Below are 20,496 nucleotides of genomic sequence, written 5' to 3'. Positions count from 1 at the left end.
AATGGCATGGTACCCTGCTCCGCTGATATGAACAAAGCGTGCCTGTCAGTGGCATGACCTGCGTCACAGCCGCTATCCTTGCCCACCTGAATGAGCACACCCACCGGAGAAACCGCATGAGCCAGACCCTCACCCTGACCCGCCCGGATGACTGGCACCTGCATTTTCGCGATGGCGAACAATTACGCGGCACGGTGCCCGCCACTGCCGCAACATTCCGCCGGGCCATTGTCATGCCCAACCTGACGCCGCCGGTAACCACCGCCGAGCGAGCTCTGGCCTACCGCCAGCGAATTATGGCGGCGGCGCCGGCAGAGGCTGATTTCGAACCCCTGATGGTGATTTACCTGACCGATGCCACCAGTCCGGCTGACATCGCCGAGGCTGCCGCCAGTGGCATTGTTTATGGCGCCAAGTTGTACCCTGCCGGCGCAACGACTAATTCTGACAGCGGTGTAAGGGATCCGGCAGCCATCTATCACTTGTATGAAGCGCTGGAAAAACACGACCTGCCACTACTGCTGCACGGCGAAGTCACGGAATCAGAAATTGACATCTTTGATCGGGAAAAGGTGTTTATAGATCGTTACCTGAACGATATCCGGGAAAAATTCCCGGCCCTGCGTATCGTTCTGGAGCACGTTACCACCCGTGACGGCATCGAGTTTGTTCAGGCCCATCAGCGCCTGACCGCGGCAACTGTAACGCCGCAGCATTTAATGATGAATCGCAACGACCTGCTGGTTGGTGGTGTGCGACCACACAACTACTGCCTGCCAATTCTAAAGCGCCGCGAGCATCAACTGGCAATCCAGCAGGCTGTGCTCAGCGGTGACTCACGTTTTTTTCTAGGCACAGATTCGGCCCCTCATGCACAAGATAAAAAGGAGGCCGCCTGCGGCTGTGCCGGCTGCTACTCGGCTCCAGCAGCCCTGCCGCTGTATGCCACCTTTTTTGACCAGCACAACGCACTGGACAAACTGGAGGCGTTTGCCAGTTTCTTCGGACCGGACTTTTACCGACTGCCACGCAATAGCGATAGCGTCACGCTGATACGCGAGAGCTGGATTATTCCAGCGCACGTTGATGTGGGCGGAGTAACCATGGTGCCCTGGCAGGCAGGCATCGAGGTACCTTGGAAAATGGCAGACTGACTATTCAACGGCCTCTTCCTGCTGCTGCCGCCACAACCCGGCATAAACACGGTTGTTGCGCAGTAGCGTAGCGTGATCACCGGATTCGACAATCTGCCCCTGATCTAGCACCAGAATCTGCTCGGCATCACGGATCGTCGATAGCCTGTGAGCGATGACCAGTGTAGTTCTTTTCCGGGCAACTTCATTAAGAGCAGCCAGCACTGCCTGCTCAGCATGAGAGTCCAGCGACGAGGTTGCTTCATCCAACAACAGTATCGGAGGGTCCTTGAGTAACACCCGGGCAATGGCGATACGCTGCTTTTCCCCGCCAGAGACCTTCAAGCCCCGCTCACCCACCTTGGACTGAAAGCCATCCGGCAGCGCCGCAATAAAATCATCCAGATGGGCCAGTGAAGCGGCTCGCCGAATTTCCTCATCACTGGCATCCGGTCGCCCATAAGCGATGTTATTCCAGATGGTATCGTTGAATAGAACCGTGTCCTGTGGCACCACGCCAATGGCGGCACGCAGGCTGCTTTGGGTCAGATCGCGGATATTGATACCATTGATACGCACTGCGCCATCGGTGACATCAAAGAACCGGAATAGTAACCGGCCGATGGTCGACTTCCCGGCGCCGCTGCGGCCTACCACTGCCACCTTATGCCCCGCCGGCACGGTGAAGCTGACGTTTTTCAGTATTGGCCTAGCCTCCTGATAGCCGAATCCCACCGCATCGAACTCCAAGGCGGCAGGGCCTGCAGCCAAAGTTTGCGCATCGGGACTATCGACGATCATGGCCTTCTGCCCCAACAGACTGAACATGCGTTCGATATTGACCAGCGACTGACGTATCTCGCGGTAAATAAAGCCCAGTGCATTGAGAGGAATAAACAACTGGATTAAATAAGCGTTGATCATGGTCAGGTCACCCAGCGTCATGCTGCCACGCTGAACATCCGTGACGGCCATCCACATCATGGCCGTCATAGTCACTGCAATAATAAAAGCCTGCCCGGAGTTAAGCGCTGCCAGTGACAGACGATTCTTCATCCGTGCTGACTCCCAGCGCTTAAGGTCCTGATCATAACGCTGCGATTCGAACTCCTCATTGCCGAAATATTTTACCGTTTCAAAATTCAGCAGGCTGTCCACCGCACGGGTGTTAGATTGATTGTCCATCTCATTGGATTCGCGCACATAGCGGGTGCGCCATTCTGTCACCCGCACCGAAAACAGCACGTAGACCAATACGGCGACCACCACCAGCAACACATAGCCCGGGCGAAAAGCCGCCAGCAGGATCAGCGCCACCAGCAGAATTTCCAGCAGAGTGGGAACAATATTGAACAACATAAAGCGCAGCAGAAAGCTGACCCCGGTGGTGCCCCGTTCAATATCCCGGGACAGCGCCCCCGTGCGACGTGACAGGTGAAAGCCCAGCTCCAGCCGATGCAGGTGCTGAAAAACCTTCAGTGACACGCGACGCATGGCGCGCTCCGCCACTCGGGCGAAGACCGCATCACGCAACTCACCAAATAAAGTAGAAGCCAGCCGCAGGGCGCCGTAGGCCAGTACCAGTAGTAGCGGCGTCCACAATAACACCTCACTGCCACGGGCTTGCTCAACCGTATCAACGATGTACTTGAGAGCCAGTGGCATAGCCACCGTGGCCAACTTGGCGGCCACCAATAGCGCCAGGGATAACACCACCCTGCCGGGAAACTCGGTCAGATAGGGCCATAGGGAAGCAATAATGCGCCAGTTAGGGCGCTGATCCGGTGAGTAGTCGATCTGGCCGAGATTGCGCAAGGCAGGCTCCGTACTGGCAGGGGCGCCAAGAATAGCAGGCTGGCAGGCCAGATGGAGCAGTTGACAGCCACCGGGGCAACGTCATATTTTGTACTACATTAAATCAGAGGCCGGATAAAGCATGCCCTCCAAGACAGACAAAGCACCCCGCGGGCGCAAACCGGCGGCGGAAGACGAGCGCAAGGACCGGGTCATCCAGACGCGAGTGCCAAAGGATCTGGAAAGCACTTTGAAAGAGGCGGCCGAGCAGAAACGCATGACCGTGTCGCACCTGATCCGCAATGTGCTGGAAGACACCTTCAATCTGGTCGATGGCATCGTCGCCGACTCCAGTGCGCTGGTGGAGCATGTTACCCGCGATGCTCGCAAACTGGCCGCTACTGCTCGGGGAGAAACTCCGAGCAAGCCGCTGACGCCGGCAAAGCAGGGTGGTGCGCTGGCAAGTCAGCTTTTGGACAGCGTCGATGCCTGGCAAGACGTGATCGTTAACAAGCCCGGACAATGCATCGAGTGCGGCAAAGATCTATCACGGGGCGAGCGAGCTTTTCGCGGCCTGACCAGTTCAGCGGAAATACCCGCTGTCTGGCTATGCAACAACTGTATTAGCACGCTGTAGCAACAGCGTCAGCCGCGAGCCGGTAGCAGGCAGATTGTCGTTACCGGTTTTTTTATAAGCAAAAGTGTACTACAAAAAATGACAACCACTTTGAGGAGCACCACTATGCCGGCGACCCAAATCTCTGCCGTCACTCAATCCGAGCCACGTCAGGCAGCACGCCGCAACAACGGCTTGAAAACCTGGCTTACGGTGATGAATGCCACCCTTGGCGCCATTGAACAGACTGTCTGGCAGGGCCGTGAGCTGGCAGAAAAAGCACTGCGCGCCTGGCGCGAGATGCAAGCGGGCGCCGAGCTTGCCCGCGAAGAGTATGAGGCAATCGCTCAGGAAGCAGCGCAGTGGCCAGAACGTCTCAAGCGACTGTCCAAAACCGGCTGGATGCTGACCAGACTCACTACCAGCTATCGACTGTGGGGTACCCGCTCTGCATTTATGTCCCGTAGTCGCATGGCCAGCGCATTAGACGAGCTGCATCGTAAAAATGCACAACGCTTTGTAGAAACCTCACTACAGCAAGGCGGCGCCTTTCTGAAAATCGGCCAGCTGCTTTCCGCCCGCGGCGATATTCTCCCACAACCGTGGGTCGATGAACTAAAAGTGCTGCAGGATCGCGCTCATCCTGAAAATTTCTCAGCCATTCGCGAGGTGATTGAATCAAGCCTGCAGCAACCACTGGAAAAACTGTTTCTCGAATTCGATCCACAACCAATCGCTGCAGCAAGCATCGGCCAGGTACATAAGGCGGTGATGCATGATGGCCGCTGCGTTGCGGTCAAGGTGCAACGCCCAGGACTGTCCGAGGTCATTGACCTGGATATGGCTTTATTAAAGCTGTTTGTCGGTAGCATTGAATCACTACTGCCTCCCACGGACCTGGATACGATTACCGCAGAGATAGAACGAACCCTGCTCGAAGAGCTGGACTATCGCAATGAAGCACGCTGGATGAGCGATATTCGCTCCCGTCTGTCCGACGTCAGTGGCATCAAGGTGCCGCAATTGATTGCCTCCCATAGCAATAAGAAATTGTTGGTCAGCGAGTTTATCGAGGGGCGTAACTTTGGTAGCGAGTTAGAACAACGACGTGAGGCCGGAGATCATGCTGGCGTATCAGAATTACTCGGTCGTCTACTTGACCTCTACCTTCGTCAAGTACTGCAATTCGGTGTATTCCAGGCGGACCCCCATCCAGGTAACTTTCTCGTCACCGATAGCAACGAGCTGGTAATGCTGGATTTTGGCTGCACCATGGAACTTTCAAAGGCGTTTCGTAATGGCTACCAAAAGGTTCTCGGCGCCGCACTGGTAGACGACAGCGAAGCTATCGCCAACGCTCTGACGGAGCTGGGCTTCCGCACCCGCAGTGGCAAGCCAGATACTTTGCTGGCATTTTCCAATGCCTTGCTCAACCAAATCCGTAATGCCGCCATGAATATGGGCAGCGGCCGTATGATATGGCCCTCTACAGAAGACATGCTCGCTGAAGGAGAACGCCTTTTCCGTATGGCTGAGCAGGACCCAGTAGACAAGCTGCCGGCGGAGTTCATTATGTTGGCCCGGGTATTTACCACTCTTGGCGGCCTATTTGTTCACTACAAGCCAGATATGGACGTAAACCGCTATCTACTACCCCACCTGATTGGCCCTGCTTTTCAGGCAGTTCGCTAGACTGGTGGCAAGACAAAAAAGGGCGCCAAACAAGGCGCCCTTTTTTTATCAACCAACATGTGCAGGGTGACTATCACCAGGATTGATGATGTCCTGCTTCTTATCTCCCCACATGCTGCGTAAGGCCGCTAATTGTGCCTTGCGCCCTTCCCTCTCCAAGCGTCTTTTCAGCAGTGGATTAAAACGCTGCGCCGTATAGCCCAGAAAGCGAGGCCCCATAGTCAGCAGCGGAAACCAGGGCAGAATATTGCTTGGCAGGCCCAGCTTTTTCATCTGCTTGCGATTGAGGAAAAGACTGCTATTGCTCAGGTGCTTGTGATAGAACAACTTGCGCCAGACGTCCTGTAGCAATGGCACATACTTGCCCACGGGAAATTCGCGCTGCAGCGGCTCTTCTGCCAACGCTCGACCCAGTTCTGCGCTGGTCCAGTCTGCCCGGCTCTGGGTCAAAAATGTCTGATATAGCCGAACCAGACCGTCTCGCTCACCATCAACCAGCCATTTGTTATCCACCCCCATGGCCCAGGCTGCATATTTCCAAAGATGCATTACTGCTTTCGATTCATGGGGTGTCACAGGGATTCCCATGGCGCGCATACCCACCAGCATGATGGGGCCGAAGGCCAAATATGTAGCCAGCATATCCGTCTGATTTACCGGCAGGCCCCACTCGTTATTATCCCACTCTGGCCGAGTAGGCAGATGACGACGCACCATACCGTGCACCATTCGCACCCTCAAGGTGGTTTTGAAGCCAGCGCCAAATCGATTCAAACCACCGTGCTCGGTACAGTCGATCCACCACTTTCCTGTTTCCGCTATGCGTTGACCCGCGCCCCGATTCAACGCCCCAGTCATCACCAGTGCATGATTAAAACCGGAAAGCAGGTACCCGCCCATCAAGGCGAAATCCCGCAACACATACGGGCCAGCCAGCCCGGTGCGATGGATAAAGGAAACACCTTCTTCAATCAGCTGATGATCCACCCACGAGGGCGTGCGCTCTACCAAAGCAAAAAAATCGCGCAGCGGCTGAGGGGCGTCGTCAACACTGGCTATGCCCTGTTCTACCGCCTGCTCATAAAGCTTGCGACCTTCTCGCGGACCATACTCATACATCCAGTCAAGCAGAGCATCCATCGGCGCATCGCCCTGCCATAGTGCCGCCACGAGAGAGTTGTACTCATCTCGAGAGGGCGAGGGGTCACGCCCCATCATCACCTTCATAAAAGGCGTACGACGCAGCTGCGTGCCTTCAAAGGGGCGAACTCGTGTAGGTGCAGGTCGGACTTCAGCATTCATCGAACAGCTTCCGGTTGAGGCAACAGATGCTCACCATAGAAGTCAGCCCACGACCCGGCAATGACATAAGGTGACGCCCCAATGACACTCGCCATCAGGAAACAAAACACCCCCTTAATGGGTCCTGTCGGTAGAACAACATCAGCTGTTCGTATACCTGTGGCCAATGCTCAAACAACGATTCAGGCTGCATAAAGAAATGTTCGCTGAGCACCGAAAAAAACTCGCCGGGCTTCTCCAGCCCATAGCTATCGATGGGCACCGGGCGACCATGGCTTTGAGCTTTATGCGCCCACTCCCACGCCTCAGTCATAACCTCATGCCAACGGGCGGGCGACATACTGCGATGGAATGGCGGGGCACCATTGGCAGCACCACTGCGCATATCCAGCTTATGCGCAACCTCATGGATCACCACATTGTGAGCGCCGTGCCCCGGGCTAATGACATCTTCCCAGGAAAAAATAACCGGACCGCGCAATCAGGCTTCGCCACTCAGAACACGACGGCTATGGCTGACCAGGCCTGACTCATCCCGTTGCGCAAACGGAGGAATAAATGCCGTTTCATAGACAACAATGCTGTCCCAGTCGTCATACCAATGCAGACCGAGAGCTAGTACTGGCAGGGTGGCCTGAGCGGAAATACGCAGGCGCACTTCATCGGAAATAACAAACCCCGCCCCGGAATAGAAGTTCTTACGCAACAGAAAGCGCAACGTCATGTCCCGCCAGCGCTGTGTCATGACCGGTGCCAGCTGGGCTGCCGATGGGTAAGCCATGGCCTGCTGCCATTGCTGCTCAGACAGTTGAATCTTGGCAATCTGGCGATTCTCTCGCCATGCACGCCAGCGCCTTAACATGCTTCCAGCTTGGCCTTCAGGTTCGCTAGCGCCAGTGCGGATAGGCCACGCATACGTGGCTTCAGCAACCACGGCTCAATCAACTGCATTGCGCCTCGCACCTCATACTGAAGGCGACGATGGAACAATGTGCCGCCCCCCTGCGCCTTGAAGTCGTAATGAATGGTCAGTGCTCCATCGCGGGTTTCACCCCGGGCCTCCCACACTACCCCTGGCTCTGATAGCAGCACCATATAACGAGTCTGGCGTTCTACGGTCAGCGGCAGCGGAGACAATGGCTGTAGCTGAATCACCTCATCGAAATGATCTCCCACCGTCAGGACATCAACTTTTGCCTGCGCACTGCGAGAGCTTGGATGCCATTCATGCCAACACCAGGGCTGGGTGACATAGGCAAATACCTGCTCCGGTGGACAAGCGATAACAACGCTATTTTCCATCACCCGGGTAATCATGCCCTACTCCCCTTAGGTCGCCCATAAACTGCACTCTACGCTAATCATAACAATGGCGTCGGACGCGGTCAGCTTGCCGGGAAGCGTCCGGGATAGGGATAATGCCGCCTTCTTATCCGCCGGGTGCTGCATGAGCAAGAAAACAGACCGTCTTCGTCGCCAGCTGATCATCGGCCTGATGCGCCAGTTTCATCTGGAGCGCATGGAAAAACGGCTGCCGCCGGGGATGGCACTAGCCCTGTTCAACTTTTTCAACAGTGGCTTGAGTATCGGTCTGATCGCCGTGATCGCCCTGATCACCAAAGAGGCATTTATTTTCCCCTCTCTGGGCGCCACCGCCTTCATTCTCTTCTACCTGCCAATGACAGAGGTTGCCTCGCCACGCAACGTACTGAGCAGTCATCTGGTCGGTGCTCTGTGCGGCTGGGGAGTGCTTTGGATGTTCGGGCTGAATGATGCACCTAGTGCAATGGCCGCAGGAATGGATTGGCCGCACGCCTTTTCAGCAGCCCTGTCGATGGCGTCTACCGCCAGCTTGATGGCGCTGCTGCGCATTGCCCACCCTCCGGCAGCAGCCACCTCACTGATTGTGTCACTGGGCCTGATGCCACACCTGAATCAGATTCCGATCCTGATGACTGGCGTTCTGGTACTGCTGACTCAGGCCTTTGTACTTAACCGATTAGCGGGCATTCCCTACCCGCTTTGGTCTCTAAAACAGACATCCCGGAAACTGTAAATCCCTTCACTGTACGCGGCCAAATATTTCGAAAGAGGCCGCGTTGAGCCACAGGTGCATCAACACGCTGGCGATATAACCAAGCAAAATTACTGGCGCCCAACGCAGGTGGCCCATAAAGGTATAGTGCCCGCGCGCAGCCCCCATCAATGCAACGCCTGCCGCAGAGCCGATGGAAAGCAGGCTACCGCCCACACCCGCCGTAAGGGTGATCAACAGCCAGTGCCCATGAGACATTTCTGGCTGCATGGTCAGCACCGCGAACATCACCGGAATATTATCGACCACTGCCGAAATCATACCCAGAAAAATATTGGCTGAAGTGGCATCCCACTGCGTATACAGGGTGTGCGACATGAGTTGCAGATAACCCATAAAGCCAAGACCGCCAACGCACATCACCACCCCATAGAAAAACAACAGCGTGTCCCACTCTGCCCGCGCAACCCGGTTAAAAACGTCGAACGGCACCACCCCGCCAAGCCGGCGAAGTGCTTCTTCATCGCCGCGCTGCTGCGCCAGAGTACGCTTCTTTGCCAATGAACTTGGCAGGGTTTGACGCAGGAAATAACCAAAAAATTGCAGGTAGCCCAAACCAGTCATCATTCCCAGCACTGGAGGAAGGTGCAGGAACGAGTGACAAGCCACTGCGGAGGCCACGGTCAGCAGGAAAAGCACCAGAATACGACGCGCGCCGCGCTTCATTTCCACTTCTTCATAGACCACGCTGGGAGCACGATCCTCGACGAAGAAGCTCATGATGACTGCTGGTACGGCAAAATTGACGATAGCCGGGATTAGCAGCTCAAAGAACTCGTAGAACTTGATCATACCGGCCTGCCACACCATCAGTGTGGTGATATCCCCGAACGGACTAAAAGCCCCCCCCGCATTGGCGGCAACAACGATATTGATACAGCACAGGTTAATAAACCGGCTGTCGCCCTCTCCAACCTTGGTGACCACCGCACACATCAACAGGGCAGTAGTCAGGTTGTCGGCTATCGGGGAGATCACAAATGCCAGAATACCCGTCAACCAGAACAGCGTCTTATAACGAAAGCCACGCTGCAGCATCCATGCACGCAGGGCATCAAAAACCCCACGCTCATCCAATGCGTTGATATAGGTCATTGCCACCAGCAGGAACAGCATCAGCTCGGCAAACTCGAGCAGGGTCTCTCGGAAAGCCTCTTCGGACGGCCCGGGCATACCGTGATTGGCATAAACGATACCAATAATGACCCAGATAATACCTGCCGCCACCAGCACCGGTTTCGACTTGCGCAGGTGCAGCTTCTCCTCGCCCATCACCAGGATGTAGGCAAGGATAAACAGCGACAGGGCGATCATACCGGCGATGGAACTGGTCATGTCAATCGGGCCAGTGGCCGCCAGAGCAGGCGTGGACAACAACAGGCCAGGGAGTAGTACAGACAGAAAAAGTAGCAGCACGCGCATGTCAGGCTCATCCGCAGTGGAGTGGGAGAATCGGCGCGGATGCTACCAGATATCTTCTGTCATAGAGGACTCCACCTGCAATTTTATTGATTCATATCAGAGAACTCTCTTGGACTCGCCAGTCACGGACCTAACACCGCCTTCCCAACACCTTCCGGGAGCACGGCAACGCAGCGGGTTGTTTGCTATGATGGGGGGCCATGTTGTCCCCGAATCACCTCGGCAGTCATAGCTATGCGTCTTATTACCGGTGGTTTTCTATTGCTTGTGCTATCGTCGGCCGCCGCCGAGCAGGACAACGGCGCCCTGCTTGAGGAAGAGCTGCATGATGCGGCCAGTCGCCAGCATGAGGAGTTGCGCTCCAGAGAGGCCGCACTTGCCGAGCAAACCGAAACTGCTCAACAGCTTCTGCAACGCCAACAGCAATATATTGAACAACTTGAGGCGCAGATCCGTGCCCTGCAGAAATCCCCGGACAGCGATGACTGAGATACCGAGATGCTGAAGCAGGTCCTCCGTCTGTTCAGGCGCTCGAAGTCAGCCCATGCCGAGCCTACCGCCGCCATTGCTGCCGCTGCACATCCGACATCCGTTGCCAGCCCCGCGGCGGATGACGGCTTCTGCCTGCCTTTCGAGATACGCCCGATGCAACCAGGCGACGCAGCGGTGCTACGTAAGCTGTTCAAACAATCAATTGAACAAATCGGTGCGAAGCACTATGACGCTGAAGCCATTGCCGCCTGGTCTGCCAGTGCCGACCAAGACGATTTCATCCCCGGGCTTGAACAGGGCCTGACTCTGGTCGCCACCTTACATGGCGAACATGCCGGCTTTGCCCAGCTCCACCCGGCCAGTCACATTGAAATGCTTTATCTGTCACCGGATGCCAGCGGTCTGGGTATTGCCAGCCTGCTCTATCAATACCTTGAGGATGAGGCGCGTATGGCCGGCTGCCGGACTCTGACCACTGCGAGCAGCCTGACAGCACAGAGGTTTTTCGAGAGCGTGGGCTTCCAAGTAAGCAAAGAAGAGGTGGTAAAGCGCGGCAAGACAGCCATTAAGCGCCTGCGTATGCAGAAGATACTGGTCGCTGACTAAGCCAACAACCAGCCAATTATCAGCGAATCATGAACAGGCTTAACGACGGCACATAGGTAATCAGCAACAAAACCACCAACAGCACTAACATAAACGGGATGGTGGCACGGAACAGCTCGGTAATCGGCTTATGGAACCTGTAGCTGGCAATAAACAGGTTCATCCCAACCGGCGGAGTAATGTAGCCAATCTGCATATTGGCCACAAAAATAATGCCCAAATGAACCGGATCTATGCCATACCCCAAAGCCACTGGCAGAATTAGCGGCACCATAATGACTAGCGCAGCAAAGATATCTAACAGCGCACCCAATGCCAGCAAAACCAGATTCAACAATAGTAAAAAGGCCAGCTTACTTTCCACATGCTGCTGAATAAACGCAAACAGGGTTTCCGGGACACCGGCAAACACCAGATAATCCGAGAACGCCAGTGCCACGGCCAGAATAAGCAGAATGCCGCCTACCATCACCATCGATTCACGCATGATTTTAGGTAGCTTTCGTAACGGAATATCACGGTAAAGAAAGACTTCAGCGATGAGCACATACAAAGCGGTCACTGCGGCCGCCTCACTAATTACTAATACCCCTGAAAAAATACCCCCCAACACCACAAATGGCAGAGGCATCTCCCAACGAGCCTGCCACAAGGCTGCGCGCAATTCGGCAAAAGAGAATGCTTGCTTCGGCACCGGCTGCTTGCGCATGGCCCACAAACAATACAGGTACAAAGCAACCACCATCAGCAGCGCCGGAAGCAACCCAGCCAGATACAGATCAGTGATTTCCACCGATGGCATATCCAACTGCTGCGACATCTGCTGGGCAATGATGCCGTACACCAGCAACGGCACCGATGGCACCAGCAACAAGCCAAGACTCCCCGATGAGGTCATCAGGCCAAGATTAAACTTTTCCTGATACCCCGCTTTCGCCAGTGCGGGCAGTAACAACGCGCCAAGCGCAACGATGGTCACACCACTACCACCGGTCAGAGCAGTAAAGAATGCACAGGCAACCAACGCTACCAATGCCATACCACCAGGCAGCCAACCAAAGGCAGCCTGACTGAGACGCATCATCCGGTCCGCGGTTTTAGCCTCGCTGAGCAGAAAACCTGCGAAGGTAAATAGAGGCAAGGCCATCAGCACAACAGAGTCGGTGAGCTGATAGATGGTGATATGAAGCACCGCTAGCGGCGTTTCCATGGTAAGAAAGCCGATCGCCGCAGCGCCTAGAATAATCGCGAACAGGGGTGCACCAAATAGTGCCAGAACCAGCAGCAAAACTATTGCAGCCCAGATCATGCATGCGGCTCCTTCATGGGAGGACGCAGATGCATCAGATCAAGGAAAAACATTATCAAGTAACGCAATGAAATAACTGAAAAACCGACCGGGATCATGCTTTGTAAAATCCACGAAGGCATGCCCGGAAAAGCATTGCCGCCACCTTCCATCTCATCGAACAGAAATATCATGCTATGCCAGGCTACCAGCGCACAGATACCGCAGGTAAAAAGGTCTACGACCATGGCCAACCAACGCCGGCCGGCAGGCTTAAGATAATTATTCAGCAGGTCAATACGAATATGCTCGTCACGGCGGGAAGCAATCATGGCGCCGAGCAAACCGATCCACAGCACAGCATTTTGTAGAAGCGGCTCAACCCAGACCAGACTGCTGCTAAATACATTGCGCAGCACAATCTGATACACCGCCAGACCAATCATCATCAATAAAATGAAGACGATTAATCCGTCTTCAAAATGATTCAACCAACGAGCAAGACGGCGCATCAGCTGCTGCTGCCACGAAACTCGGTCAGCAGGCCATGCAATTGATCCAGTATTGCCTTGCTGATTTCGCCGTCCTCCACCAGCTGGGTGGTAGCCTTATCAGCGTATGAGCGCCACTCGGCCAACTGCTCATCCGTTGGTGCCACCATATTAAGGTTTTGCTGAATGGCCTGATAGGCCTGCAGGTTTTCCTCACGGCTGTCGCGGTCCATTTTGGCAAACGCATCACCGAGAATCTGCTCCACCGCTTGCTGATCGGCTGGTGTTAACGATGAGAAATACTTATTGCTGATACCAAGCATGCCATAGGTATAAAGCAGGGGAACTTCAGACATGTGCTTGACACGTGAGTGCCACTGCAGAGTCAGTGCCGCAACAGGCGGTGCCGCAAAAGCATCAATAGCTCCGGTCTGCAAAGAGGTCAGCACGGTCCCAACACTAAGCATGATTGGCGAGACACCAAATACTCTGGCCGCCTTTTCCGAGCCACTGTCATTGGCTGGCAACCACAATTTCTGCTGTCGCAGGGCATCTACGGAATCAACCTTGTTCTGGCTCATGACATAGGCGAAGCCGCCATCTACGGGACCGAAAACCACCCAGCCGTTATCGCGAAACCCTTTGCGGATTACCGGGTCCAGAGCTTTGCGGACATAGTCCACTTCATCATAGGAACGAAAGGCAATTGGCAGGTTGAGAACCTGGCTGTCACGATAGAAACGACTAAAGGCTCCACCCTGAGCCAAGGCACCGTGCAACTGACCAATACTTATCTTGCGCTGTACGGCACGATCGTCACCCATCACACCACCGGGGAAGATCCGCAGCGACACACGCCCCTCCGTCTGCTTCTCAATCTCGTCACTGGCCGCCCGCAATGCGGAAACCACGCTGGTGCCTTCCGGATAGAGGGTAGAAATACGCAACGTCATGGCCGAGGCCAACGCCGGCAAGCACAGTACGATGAGCCATACAATTCGCAGCATCTTTTCAATCCTTAATCGGAAAAACCAGCTTTAAAAAACGTCATTCAAAATAGTCCGCAGAGTCGTCACGCAAACGCCGGGCATCTCGCTGAGCCACAGTATTCTGCAGAGTCAAACCATGGACCTCAGGGTCCGCGGCGAGCACCTCGTCAAGCAGCCTGTCATGTAACTGCTGATCAAAAACCAGGCGCGCATAGCGTTCAGCATAGAGTGTCTGGGCCATGAGATTCTTTCCCTTGGACAACTTGATGGCTTGCTCAAAATGGAACTTGGCCTTCTCCGGTTGCCCTCCCAGAGATTCTGGCAGGATGCTATTAAGCACGCCCAGATACATATGGGCCTGCCCTTTTTGGTAACTTTCGTCTAGCTCAACCACTCGCTGCATAATCGCATCGACCCGACCCAACTCGCCCACCGCGCCCCAGTCCGCGCTGTTCAGCTGAATGTAGCCTGCCCAGGTAGTACCCAAGGTGAACAACACCGGCACCCGCTTGCCACCCAACTTTTGCAACCGCGACTCAAACTCGTCAATTGGCATACTACGCAGATCGCATAGCTGGCCATCCGCCGCACAGGCGGCGCGGAAAGCATAATCCAGAGCCCGCCCAGACAACTTGCGGGCGCGCTCAGCATCACTTACGAACAAGCCGGCGTAGGCGGAATACAGACTAGCACCACTACTGAGCAATGACTCACTCTCTGGCCAGTTCTCGATCAAGCCATCCACCATCAGCAGGTAAGTAGGCAGACCATCGCCAACCAAAGTGAGGTCATCATGATTAAGAACCCCGTAGGGCAGATTGTCCCCAACCCGGGTAACAGCACAGCCGGCCAGAGCGAGCAGGCATATAGAAACAGTCAGTAGGCGAACAAAAGCAGGCACAGAGCGCTCATTTATTGTGATTAATGGAACAGGGGCAAGCCGCAGCGGCATACAAGGCTTTATAACAGGCAGGCCGAGGCAACTCAAACCTCAGCGAGCATGCATTCGTCGCCATAGCCCGGTAAGCGCCCCCAGCAAACAGCCGGATAACAAGCCGGCAAAATGGGCTTCATTGGCAACAATATCTGTTAGCCCCACCCAGCAGATCACTAGCCAGGCAAGCATCAGGACCACCACAGGACGGGGTATGCCATAGCCAGCTGCGGGGTTCACCCGGCCGTACAGCCACAGATAGCCGAGCAGCCCATAAACCACCCCTGACAAACCACCGAAATTGGGACCACTGGCGACGAACTGGGCGTAGTTCGACAGCGCTGCAGTAACCAGCGTCACCGCCACAAGCTGGGCGGATGACTGGAACCGCTCAATAATGCCGCCCAGAGTTTGCCACCAGAGCAGATTGAAAATGATGTGCAGCAGACCGAAGTGTAACAACATCGGGGTAAACAAACGCCAGGGCTGCTGGGCCAGCACAGCACTGTCTGAAGCGAACATCAACGCCTCGTAGACACTGCCCTGCAAGACAATTGGCGACAGAAATACTGCCACACAGGCAGCGAAGACCACTTTGACCACAGGCCCAAGACCGCGCCACCAGCTACTCAGCAGGCCTCCCTGAGAGCGATCAGTGCGTATCGAGAAACTGGCACCGGAACGCCACGCAGAGGCCTGAAAGCGAGCGGCCAGAGGGTTACGGCCAAACTCCTCGAGCAGATCACGGGCCTCCTGAAAGCGTTCTGGATCAAGCAACAGCAAGGCCACCTCCTGCTGCTGCTCTCGCAGTTCGCTGGCTATGCCCTGATCGCGCAGCACCTGGGCAAATAATCTGGCGATCTGCATATGAGGAAAGCGGGTCAGCTCAATCATTCAGTCTCTCGGTAATGGCGGCTCGCTGTTCCGGCGAAAGCCGCGCCAGTTTCTTTACTTGCCGCCAGAAGCATGGCCAATTGCCGCCACACTCCAGCAGCGCCGCATCAAACAGCGGCACCTGATCATAATAATCACTGACCATATTTAGCTGAGCATTGTTCAATGGCCCGGCAAACCACTGCTGATAAACCGCCAAAGCCGGGGTCTGTTGCAGGGCTGTCTGGTACTCTTGACGAAGGCTGGCAAGGATTTGCTCCCTTGCCTGACGCATCTGCGCCGCCGGAAGACCGGAAGCATACAGGGCTTCGAGGCGCTGACGAGCGCTACCAACCAATACCAGAAACACTCTTTGGGCCTGATCACGCTGCTCCAGCACACGGACCTGAGCCGGGTCACCATGGGCCGCCAGCCAGCGCCGCACTCCCTCACGGGCAACCGCCGTGGCCAAACTCTCATTAAAGCGGGTATCGCCTTTGAGGTAATAGCGCCGGTGCACCAGCTCGTGAAAGATTAACTCGGCAAACCACACGTCATCGCCATCCAACATGGCGCTGGTCAGCGGATCGCTGAACCAACCCAGAGTTGAATAGGCGATTGCCCCAGCGCCAAATACCTGCAGCCCCTTTTCTTCCAACCGCTGCTTGTCTCGCTGGGCGCGAGTGGCGGAAAAGTAACCTCGGTAGCCAGCGCAGCCAATCAGCGGATAACACCACTGATGGGGCTGCAGAGAAAACTCCTCGGCGGCAAACAGATTCCAGACCACCCAGGCCTCAGGCAAGGCAACGTAGTGGCGATAGACCTTTTCAGTGGGCAGTGCCAACCGCTCATTTGCGAAGCTGAGCAACGCCTGACTAAGCTGCAACTGATGACGCTGGTGCTCAGTCAGAAGGTCGCCAGCCAGTGCCTCCTCAAGTGGTTGCCGGTGCCCCATCAGGCCCAAATGACCACCCACAAGGTGGGCGTAATAGCCAGCTTGGCAGCCGCCGAGAGAAAGTAGACAGAGCAGGAAAAAGAGCCTCATGGGCACTGAGTGCATGCCGCCTTCAGGTTGCAGGCTATTGCCATAACAGGCCTCCGCATAGTTGCCGCGATGCTACCGGACTACACAGATGGCGGAAAGCTAACTGCCCAACATGGCCAGAACAGCTCCGTGAGCCTGCCGGGCGAGCTGGTCACGATCTCCATTGGCGGCCATGGGCTCCCCCCAGCTGAGCCGCACAACAACCTGATCACGACGCAGCATCTGCCACAGATGCAGATGAAACTCATCATCACCAACGAAGGCCAATGCGGGATCAAGCTGGCCGTTGCTATCGAGATAGCGCAGCGCCAAGGGCTGGATTGGCACATCGGCCAACGTCGGCGCAGCAAACAACTGAGAAAAGAAGCGCTTTACCGAGCGGCCGTCCGTGGTAGTACCCTCCGGGAACACCAGAATAGTGCGACCAAGCTTCAGATGCTGCGCTATCTCAACACTTTTGCTTTGTGACTCACCACTGCCCCGACGAATAAACAAGGTGCCCACCGCCCGAGCCAACAGGCCAATCAGCGGCCAGTCACGTACCTCAGCCTTGGACAGAAAGTGCACCGACCGCTGCACTCCAATGAGCGGAATATCCAGCCAGGAAACATGGTTGCTAACCAGAAAAGCCGTTCCCTGCTGTGGCACGCCGTTGACCTCCATGCGCACAGCCAGAATATCCAGCAAACAGCGCAACCAGTGGCTGGTAGCTCGCTGCACCAGTGGCCGGTAAGGCCGCCAGAACGCGCCAATCACTGTGGCCAGTAGTAGCCCATAAAAAATATGCAGAACGATGCGCAACAGTCGCCAAAGCCGGCGTAGTTCCGGCCAGATGGCGAAGGCCTGAGGCGCAACCAGGGCGACCATCAGAGCGCCATCTTACTGGCCGGCGCGGGCTGCAGAAAATGCTGCACATACCGGGCGGGCAGATCAGTCACCGATAGCAAAATAAAGAAGTCGATGCAGTTGAAGTCCGGGTCCCAGCAAGGCTCGCCACACACCTGTGCGCCCATGCGCAGATAGGCCTTTAGCAAAGCAGGCATACGCTCTGAGCTATCGTCGCTAGCGCTCAACTGCCGCAGAGGCAAACGTGGTGTCACTCGGAGGCCCGGAGCACTGAGATACCGCTGACCAATCCGGGCGACCATGGCGCCAACATCGTAGCCCTCGTTCAACGCAACACTGGCACATCCAATCAGATGGTCGATTTGCTCCTCAATCATAAACTGCGCCAGCCTTGACCAAAGCACGGCAATTACCGCACCACCCCGATACGCAGGATGAATACAGGTGCGGCCAATCTCAGCCACTTGGCCCGGCAGCCGCGCCAGCATGGCCAAATCAAACTCGCTGGCAGAGTAGAAGCCACCCGCTCGACGGCTAGCTTGCAAGGTCAGTACCCGGGTATAACCAACCAGCTCCCCAGTCCGGGTATCCCAAACCAGCAAATGCAGGCAGTGCTTATCGAAGCGATCCCGATCCAGCCCAAATGGAGCCTTGATACTGGCCCCATACTCCTCAGAGAATATCCGGTAGCGCAGGCGCTGGGCACGGATGATATCGCGCCGCGAACGGCTAAACTCGGCTACAAATCGACTACCACTCTCTGAGACCGCTGGATCTTTTCCCTGAATCTGTAACTTTTCCGCACTGACCACAAACGGTCGAGCCAGAACACTGTTGAGTGCTTTGATCTTTTCCGCTGCCTGAGCAAGCATGCACTACTCCACATCCCCGTTTTCAGCAGTCTGTAAGGACATAGTTGCACCACGGTGAAGTTTGCATGACAGTTCGAGGACAGCCGCCGTTCAGGAGAGAACACCATGAGCCCAGACAGGATGGATAAACCGAAAGTCGCCAGTCGCACCCCCTTTCCTCTGGAAGTTGAGAAGGGTAAAGCCTATTTCTGGTGCAGCTGTGGCCTGAGCGGCAACCAGCCATTCTGTGATGGCAGCCATCAGGGCACGGGCAGAAGCCCGGTCAAATACACCGCTGAAAGAGATAAGATTGTGTTCTTCTGCGGCTGCAAACAGTCGCCCAACGGGCCGCTATGTGATGGCAGCCACAGCCGCCTGCCGCCCGATTCAGACCACTGAGGCACTACCGTGAGCCACTCTCAACGCCATCTCTGGGAAAACCCGTTTCGCCGTCAGGATCCTGCCACGGCAACTCTGGATGCGTGGCGCAACACGCCGTTACTCAGCGACATACCTGCCTCCGTCTGCAACAAGCTGGTCGAACGCACACACCTGCGTCACTACCAGCCGGGCGAGTACCTGTTCCGCGAGGGAGAAGCTGGCGTGTCTGCTGCGGTGATTATTTCCGGCAATATCGCCATCGAGAGCGATGAAAAACGCATTGCTGAACTGCAGCCCGGCGATTTTTTTGGCGAAAGTGCGCTGCTCCAGGATGCACCACGCTCAGCCAGCGCCATTGCTCTTAGCGAGGCCACGGTCTCTTTCCTGGTGCGGTTCCAGCTGGAAGAATTTGTCCGTCACCGCCCTGGAGCGGGCCTGGAAATAATGACAAATCTGGCCCGTCTTCTGGTAGCCCGATTACATCGCGGCAATCGCGGCACTGGAAAAATCAGCAGCGAGGGCGCTGATCAATGAAGCCATGGCTAACGCGCATGGCAATTGGCGTATTCATGGTCGCGGTTGCAGGATACCTGCTAATGCCACTATGGATTGCGGCGTTACTGTGCATCCTTTTCTACTTGATACTGGAGCCCATAGTTGCCAGCCTTCAAGCAGCCGGCGTGCGCAAAGATCTCGCCATTGCCACTGCATTATTGCCACCGCTCATTGCCCTGACTTACTTCGCAGTACATCTTGCGGATGTTGGCAGAGAGTACCTGCCACAACTGGGCCCAGACATTGAACAGTTGCAGCAGGGAATTACCCGCACCGTTGCCAGCTTTGACATACATCTTGAGTCAGCACTAGGCGTACAGCTGCAACTCGCTAATCAGGTTGCAGCGCTGGATTTACGCGGATGGATCCAACCGGAAAGACTACTCGCATCAACCTCCTGGCTAGCCAATGTATTGCTCAACCTGGTGCTAGTGCCTCCACTGGCCTGGTTTTTTCTGCGCGACTACCGAAGCTGGCGTGATCAGGCTCTAAGCCTGCTGCCTAATCACCAGTTCGAGCTGGGCTGGCTGATGTATCACCGAGTGTGCAACCGGCTGCAGGCTTACCTGCGCGGACTGGTACTACAGGCACTAATTCTGGCCAGTATCACTTCAGTTGGCTTCTGGCTGATTGGCATGCCATCACCAATGCTGCTGGGAGCATTAACTGGCATCGCCGGACTAGTACCCTATCTGGGGCCATTGCTGGCAATGATTGCACCGGTGATGATGATGATAGCCGGCCCTGGACTGGACCCCGGTACACTGATGGAAATTATTCTGGTGCTGGCCGTGGGCTTCGCTTTCGACAACGCCGTGGTCATTCCCTTCCTGCTCGCTGGCAGCGTCAATCTGCACCCTGCTGTGGCTATGGTGGCGGTGGTGGTTGCCGGTCATGTGGGCGGCATCACCGGCATGGTGCTGGTGATACCACTACTGGGAATGGTGCGAATCATTGTTGAGACCACATACCGTGGGCTGCAAAGCCCTTAAGGCCCGGCACGGCGCACACTACTGTGCCAGCCAAACTGATCGCCTTTCGCAGTAAGCAGGAAACACATTTGTCACTGTTGTATTGGCATCCGCCAGTGC

The 20,496-nt window shown here is 55.6% G+C and carries 21 protein-coding genes and 1 pseudogene; 9 read left to right on the top strand and 13 right to left on the bottom strand.

What is annotated here, in order from left to right:
- The first annotated feature begins 116 nt into the window (after window positions 1-116).
- On the top strand, window positions 117-1,154 hold the full coding sequence (pyrC, locus tag J1C54_RS01255) for a dihydroorotase (RefSeq protein WP_229144013.1): 1,038 nt from the start codon (window positions 117-119) through the stop codon (window positions 1,152-1,154).
- Here the strand turns inward: pyrC and J1C54_RS01250 are convergent, their stop codons facing one another.
- Entirely contained in the window at window positions 1,155-2,948 is a 1,794-nt protein-coding gene (locus J1C54_RS01250; protein WP_229144012.1) for an ABC transporter ATP-binding protein/permease, read from the bottom strand. It abuts the gene before it with no gap.
- A gap of 121 nt (window positions 2,949-3,069) precedes the next feature.
- Between J1C54_RS01250 and J1C54_RS01245 the strand changes: the two genes are divergently transcribed.
- Together J1C54_RS01245 and J1C54_RS01240 are read left to right on the top strand one after the other, a co-directional pair.
- On the top strand, window positions 3,070-3,564 hold the full coding sequence (locus J1C54_RS01245) for a hypothetical protein (protein ID WP_229144011.1): 495 nt from the start codon (window positions 3,070-3,072) through the stop codon (window positions 3,562-3,564).
- 105 nt (window positions 3,565-3,669) lie between these two features.
- Window positions 3,670-5,235, top strand: coding sequence for an AarF/ABC1/UbiB kinase family protein (locus J1C54_RS01240; RefSeq protein WP_229144010.1), 1,566 nt, complete (start codon window positions 3,670-3,672; stop codon window positions 5,233-5,235).
- A gap of 48 nt (window positions 5,236-5,283) precedes the next feature.
- On the opposite strand, the gene J1C54_RS01235 is transcribed toward J1C54_RS01240, so the two are convergent.
- From J1C54_RS01235 to J1C54_RS01225, 3 genes and pseudogenes are all read right to left on the bottom strand, one after another.
- Window positions 5,284-6,537 carry an oxygenase MpaB family protein gene (locus tag J1C54_RS01235; RefSeq protein WP_229144009.1) on the bottom strand — a complete coding sequence of 418 codons (1,254 nt, stop codon included), beginning with the start codon at window positions 6,535-6,537 and terminating at the stop codon, window positions 5,284-5,286.
- 94 nt (window positions 6,538-6,631) lie between these two features.
- Window positions 6,632-7,399: pseudogene (locus J1C54_RS01230) on the bottom strand (zinc-dependent peptidase).
- A complete protein-coding gene (locus J1C54_RS01225; RefSeq protein ID WP_229144008.1) occupies window positions 7,393-7,854 on the bottom strand; it encodes an SRPBCC family protein in 462 nt (153 codons plus the stop codon). Before J1C54_RS01225 ends, J1C54_RS01230 begins: the two are co-directional and overlap by 7 nt.
- A 130-nt stretch (window positions 7,855-7,984) precedes the next feature.
- On the opposite strand from J1C54_RS01225, the gene J1C54_RS01220 reads away from it, so the two are divergent.
- On the top strand, window positions 7,985-8,593 hold the full coding sequence (locus J1C54_RS01220) for an HPP family protein (RefSeq protein ID WP_229144007.1): 609 nt from the start codon (window positions 7,985-7,987) through the stop codon (window positions 8,591-8,593).
- A 6-nt stretch (window positions 8,594-8,599) separates the two neighbouring features.
- Here J1C54_RS01220 and nhaD read toward each other — a convergent pair whose 3' ends face one another.
- On the bottom strand, window positions 8,600-10,054 hold the full coding sequence (gene nhaD, locus J1C54_RS01215; protein ID WP_229144006.1) for a sodium:proton antiporter NhaD: 1,455 nt from the start codon (window positions 10,052-10,054) through the stop codon (window positions 8,600-8,602).
- Window positions 10,055-10,288: 234 nt separating this feature from the next.
- Between nhaD and J1C54_RS01210 the strand changes: the two genes are divergently transcribed.
- Both J1C54_RS01210 and J1C54_RS01205 read left to right on the top strand, forming a co-directional pair.
- Complete coding sequence (locus tag J1C54_RS01210) at window positions 10,289-10,543, top strand: hypothetical protein (RefSeq protein ID WP_229144005.1); 255 nt, start codon at window positions 10,289-10,291, stop codon at window positions 10,541-10,543.
- 9 nt (window positions 10,544-10,552) lie between these two features.
- Entirely contained in the window at window positions 10,553-11,152 is a 600-nt protein-coding gene (locus tag J1C54_RS01205) for a GNAT family N-acetyltransferase (RefSeq protein WP_229144004.1), read from the top strand.
- Between the two features lie 19 nt (window positions 11,153-11,171).
- Here J1C54_RS01205 and J1C54_RS01200 read toward each other — a convergent pair whose 3' ends face one another.
- The 8 genes from J1C54_RS01200 to J1C54_RS01165 all read right to left on the bottom strand — a co-directional run bounded on the left by J1C54_RS01200 (window position 11,172) and on the right by J1C54_RS01165 (window position 18,490).
- Window positions 11,172-12,461 (bottom strand): TRAP transporter large permease, encoded by a 1,290-nt coding sequence (locus J1C54_RS01200; RefSeq protein ID WP_229144003.1) that lies wholly within the window; start codon window positions 12,459-12,461, stop codon window positions 11,172-11,174.
- Window positions 12,458-12,952: a TRAP transporter small permease gene (locus J1C54_RS01195; protein ID WP_229144002.1), complete on the bottom strand. Its 495-nt coding sequence runs from the start codon at window positions 12,950-12,952 to the stop codon at window positions 12,458-12,460. Before J1C54_RS01195 ends, J1C54_RS01200 begins: the two co-directional genes overlap by 4 nt.
- Complete coding sequence (gene dctP / locus J1C54_RS01190) at window positions 12,952-13,938, bottom strand: TRAP transporter substrate-binding protein DctP (protein WP_229144001.1); 987 nt, start codon at window positions 13,936-13,938, stop codon at window positions 12,952-12,954. Before dctP ends, J1C54_RS01195 begins: the two co-directional genes overlap by 1 nt.
- Window positions 13,939-13,978: 40 nt before the next feature.
- Complete coding sequence (locus J1C54_RS01185) at window positions 13,979-14,821, bottom strand: TRAP transporter TatT component family protein (protein WP_229144000.1); 843 nt, start codon at window positions 14,819-14,821, stop codon at window positions 13,979-13,981.
- Between the two features lie 90 nt (window positions 14,822-14,911).
- Window positions 14,912-15,748 (bottom strand): rhomboid family intramembrane serine protease GlpG, encoded by an 837-nt coding sequence (glpG, locus tag J1C54_RS01180; RefSeq protein ID WP_229143999.1) that lies wholly within the window; start codon window positions 15,746-15,748, stop codon window positions 14,912-14,914.
- Window positions 15,741-16,772 carry an aminopeptidase gene (locus tag J1C54_RS01175; protein ID WP_229143998.1) on the bottom strand — a complete coding sequence of 344 codons (1,032 nt, stop codon included), beginning with the start codon at window positions 16,770-16,772 and terminating at the stop codon, window positions 15,741-15,743. Before J1C54_RS01175 ends, glpG begins: the two co-directional genes overlap by 8 nt.
- 99 nt (window positions 16,773-16,871) lie before the next feature.
- On the bottom strand, window positions 16,872-17,639 hold the full coding sequence (locus tag J1C54_RS01170) for a 1-acyl-sn-glycerol-3-phosphate acyltransferase (protein WP_229143997.1): 768 nt from the start codon (window positions 17,637-17,639) through the stop codon (window positions 16,872-16,874).
- The gene (locus J1C54_RS01165; RefSeq protein ID WP_229143996.1) at window positions 17,639-18,490 is read right to left on the bottom strand and encodes a GNAT family N-acetyltransferase; all 852 of its coding nucleotides are present in this window, start codon (window positions 18,488-18,490) and stop codon (window positions 17,639-17,641) included. The genes J1C54_RS01170 and J1C54_RS01165 overlap by 1 nt, the downstream gene beginning before the upstream one ends.
- 105 nt (window positions 18,491-18,595) lie before the next feature.
- On the opposite strand from J1C54_RS01165, the gene J1C54_RS01160 reads away from it, so the two are divergent.
- Genes J1C54_RS01160 through J1C54_RS01150 form a run of 3 tightly spaced genes read left to right on the top strand, consistent with a single transcriptional unit; the run spans window position 18,596 to window position 20,397 of the window.
- Window positions 18,596-18,868, top strand: coding sequence for a CDGSH iron-sulfur domain-containing protein (locus J1C54_RS01160; protein ID WP_229143995.1), 273 nt, complete (start codon window positions 18,596-18,598; stop codon window positions 18,866-18,868).
- 9 nt (window positions 18,869-18,877) lie between these two features.
- Entirely contained in the window at window positions 18,878-19,384 is a 507-nt protein-coding gene (locus J1C54_RS01155) for a cyclic nucleotide-binding domain-containing protein (RefSeq protein WP_229143994.1), read from the top strand.
- Window positions 19,381-20,397 carry an AI-2E family transporter gene (locus J1C54_RS01150; protein ID WP_229143993.1) on the top strand — a complete coding sequence of 339 codons (1,017 nt, stop codon included), beginning with the start codon at window positions 19,381-19,383 and terminating at the stop codon, window positions 20,395-20,397. The genes J1C54_RS01155 and J1C54_RS01150 overlap by 4 nt, the downstream gene beginning before the upstream one ends.
- Window positions 20,398-20,496 lie beyond the last annotated feature (99 nt).

This window comes from Alcanivorax sp. 1008, assembly GCF_020667895.1.
Taxonomy (GTDB): Bacteria; Pseudomonadota; Gammaproteobacteria; order Pseudomonadales; family Alcanivoracaceae; genus PGZG01.
This window is presented reverse-complemented; position numbering and strand designations above follow the sequence as displayed.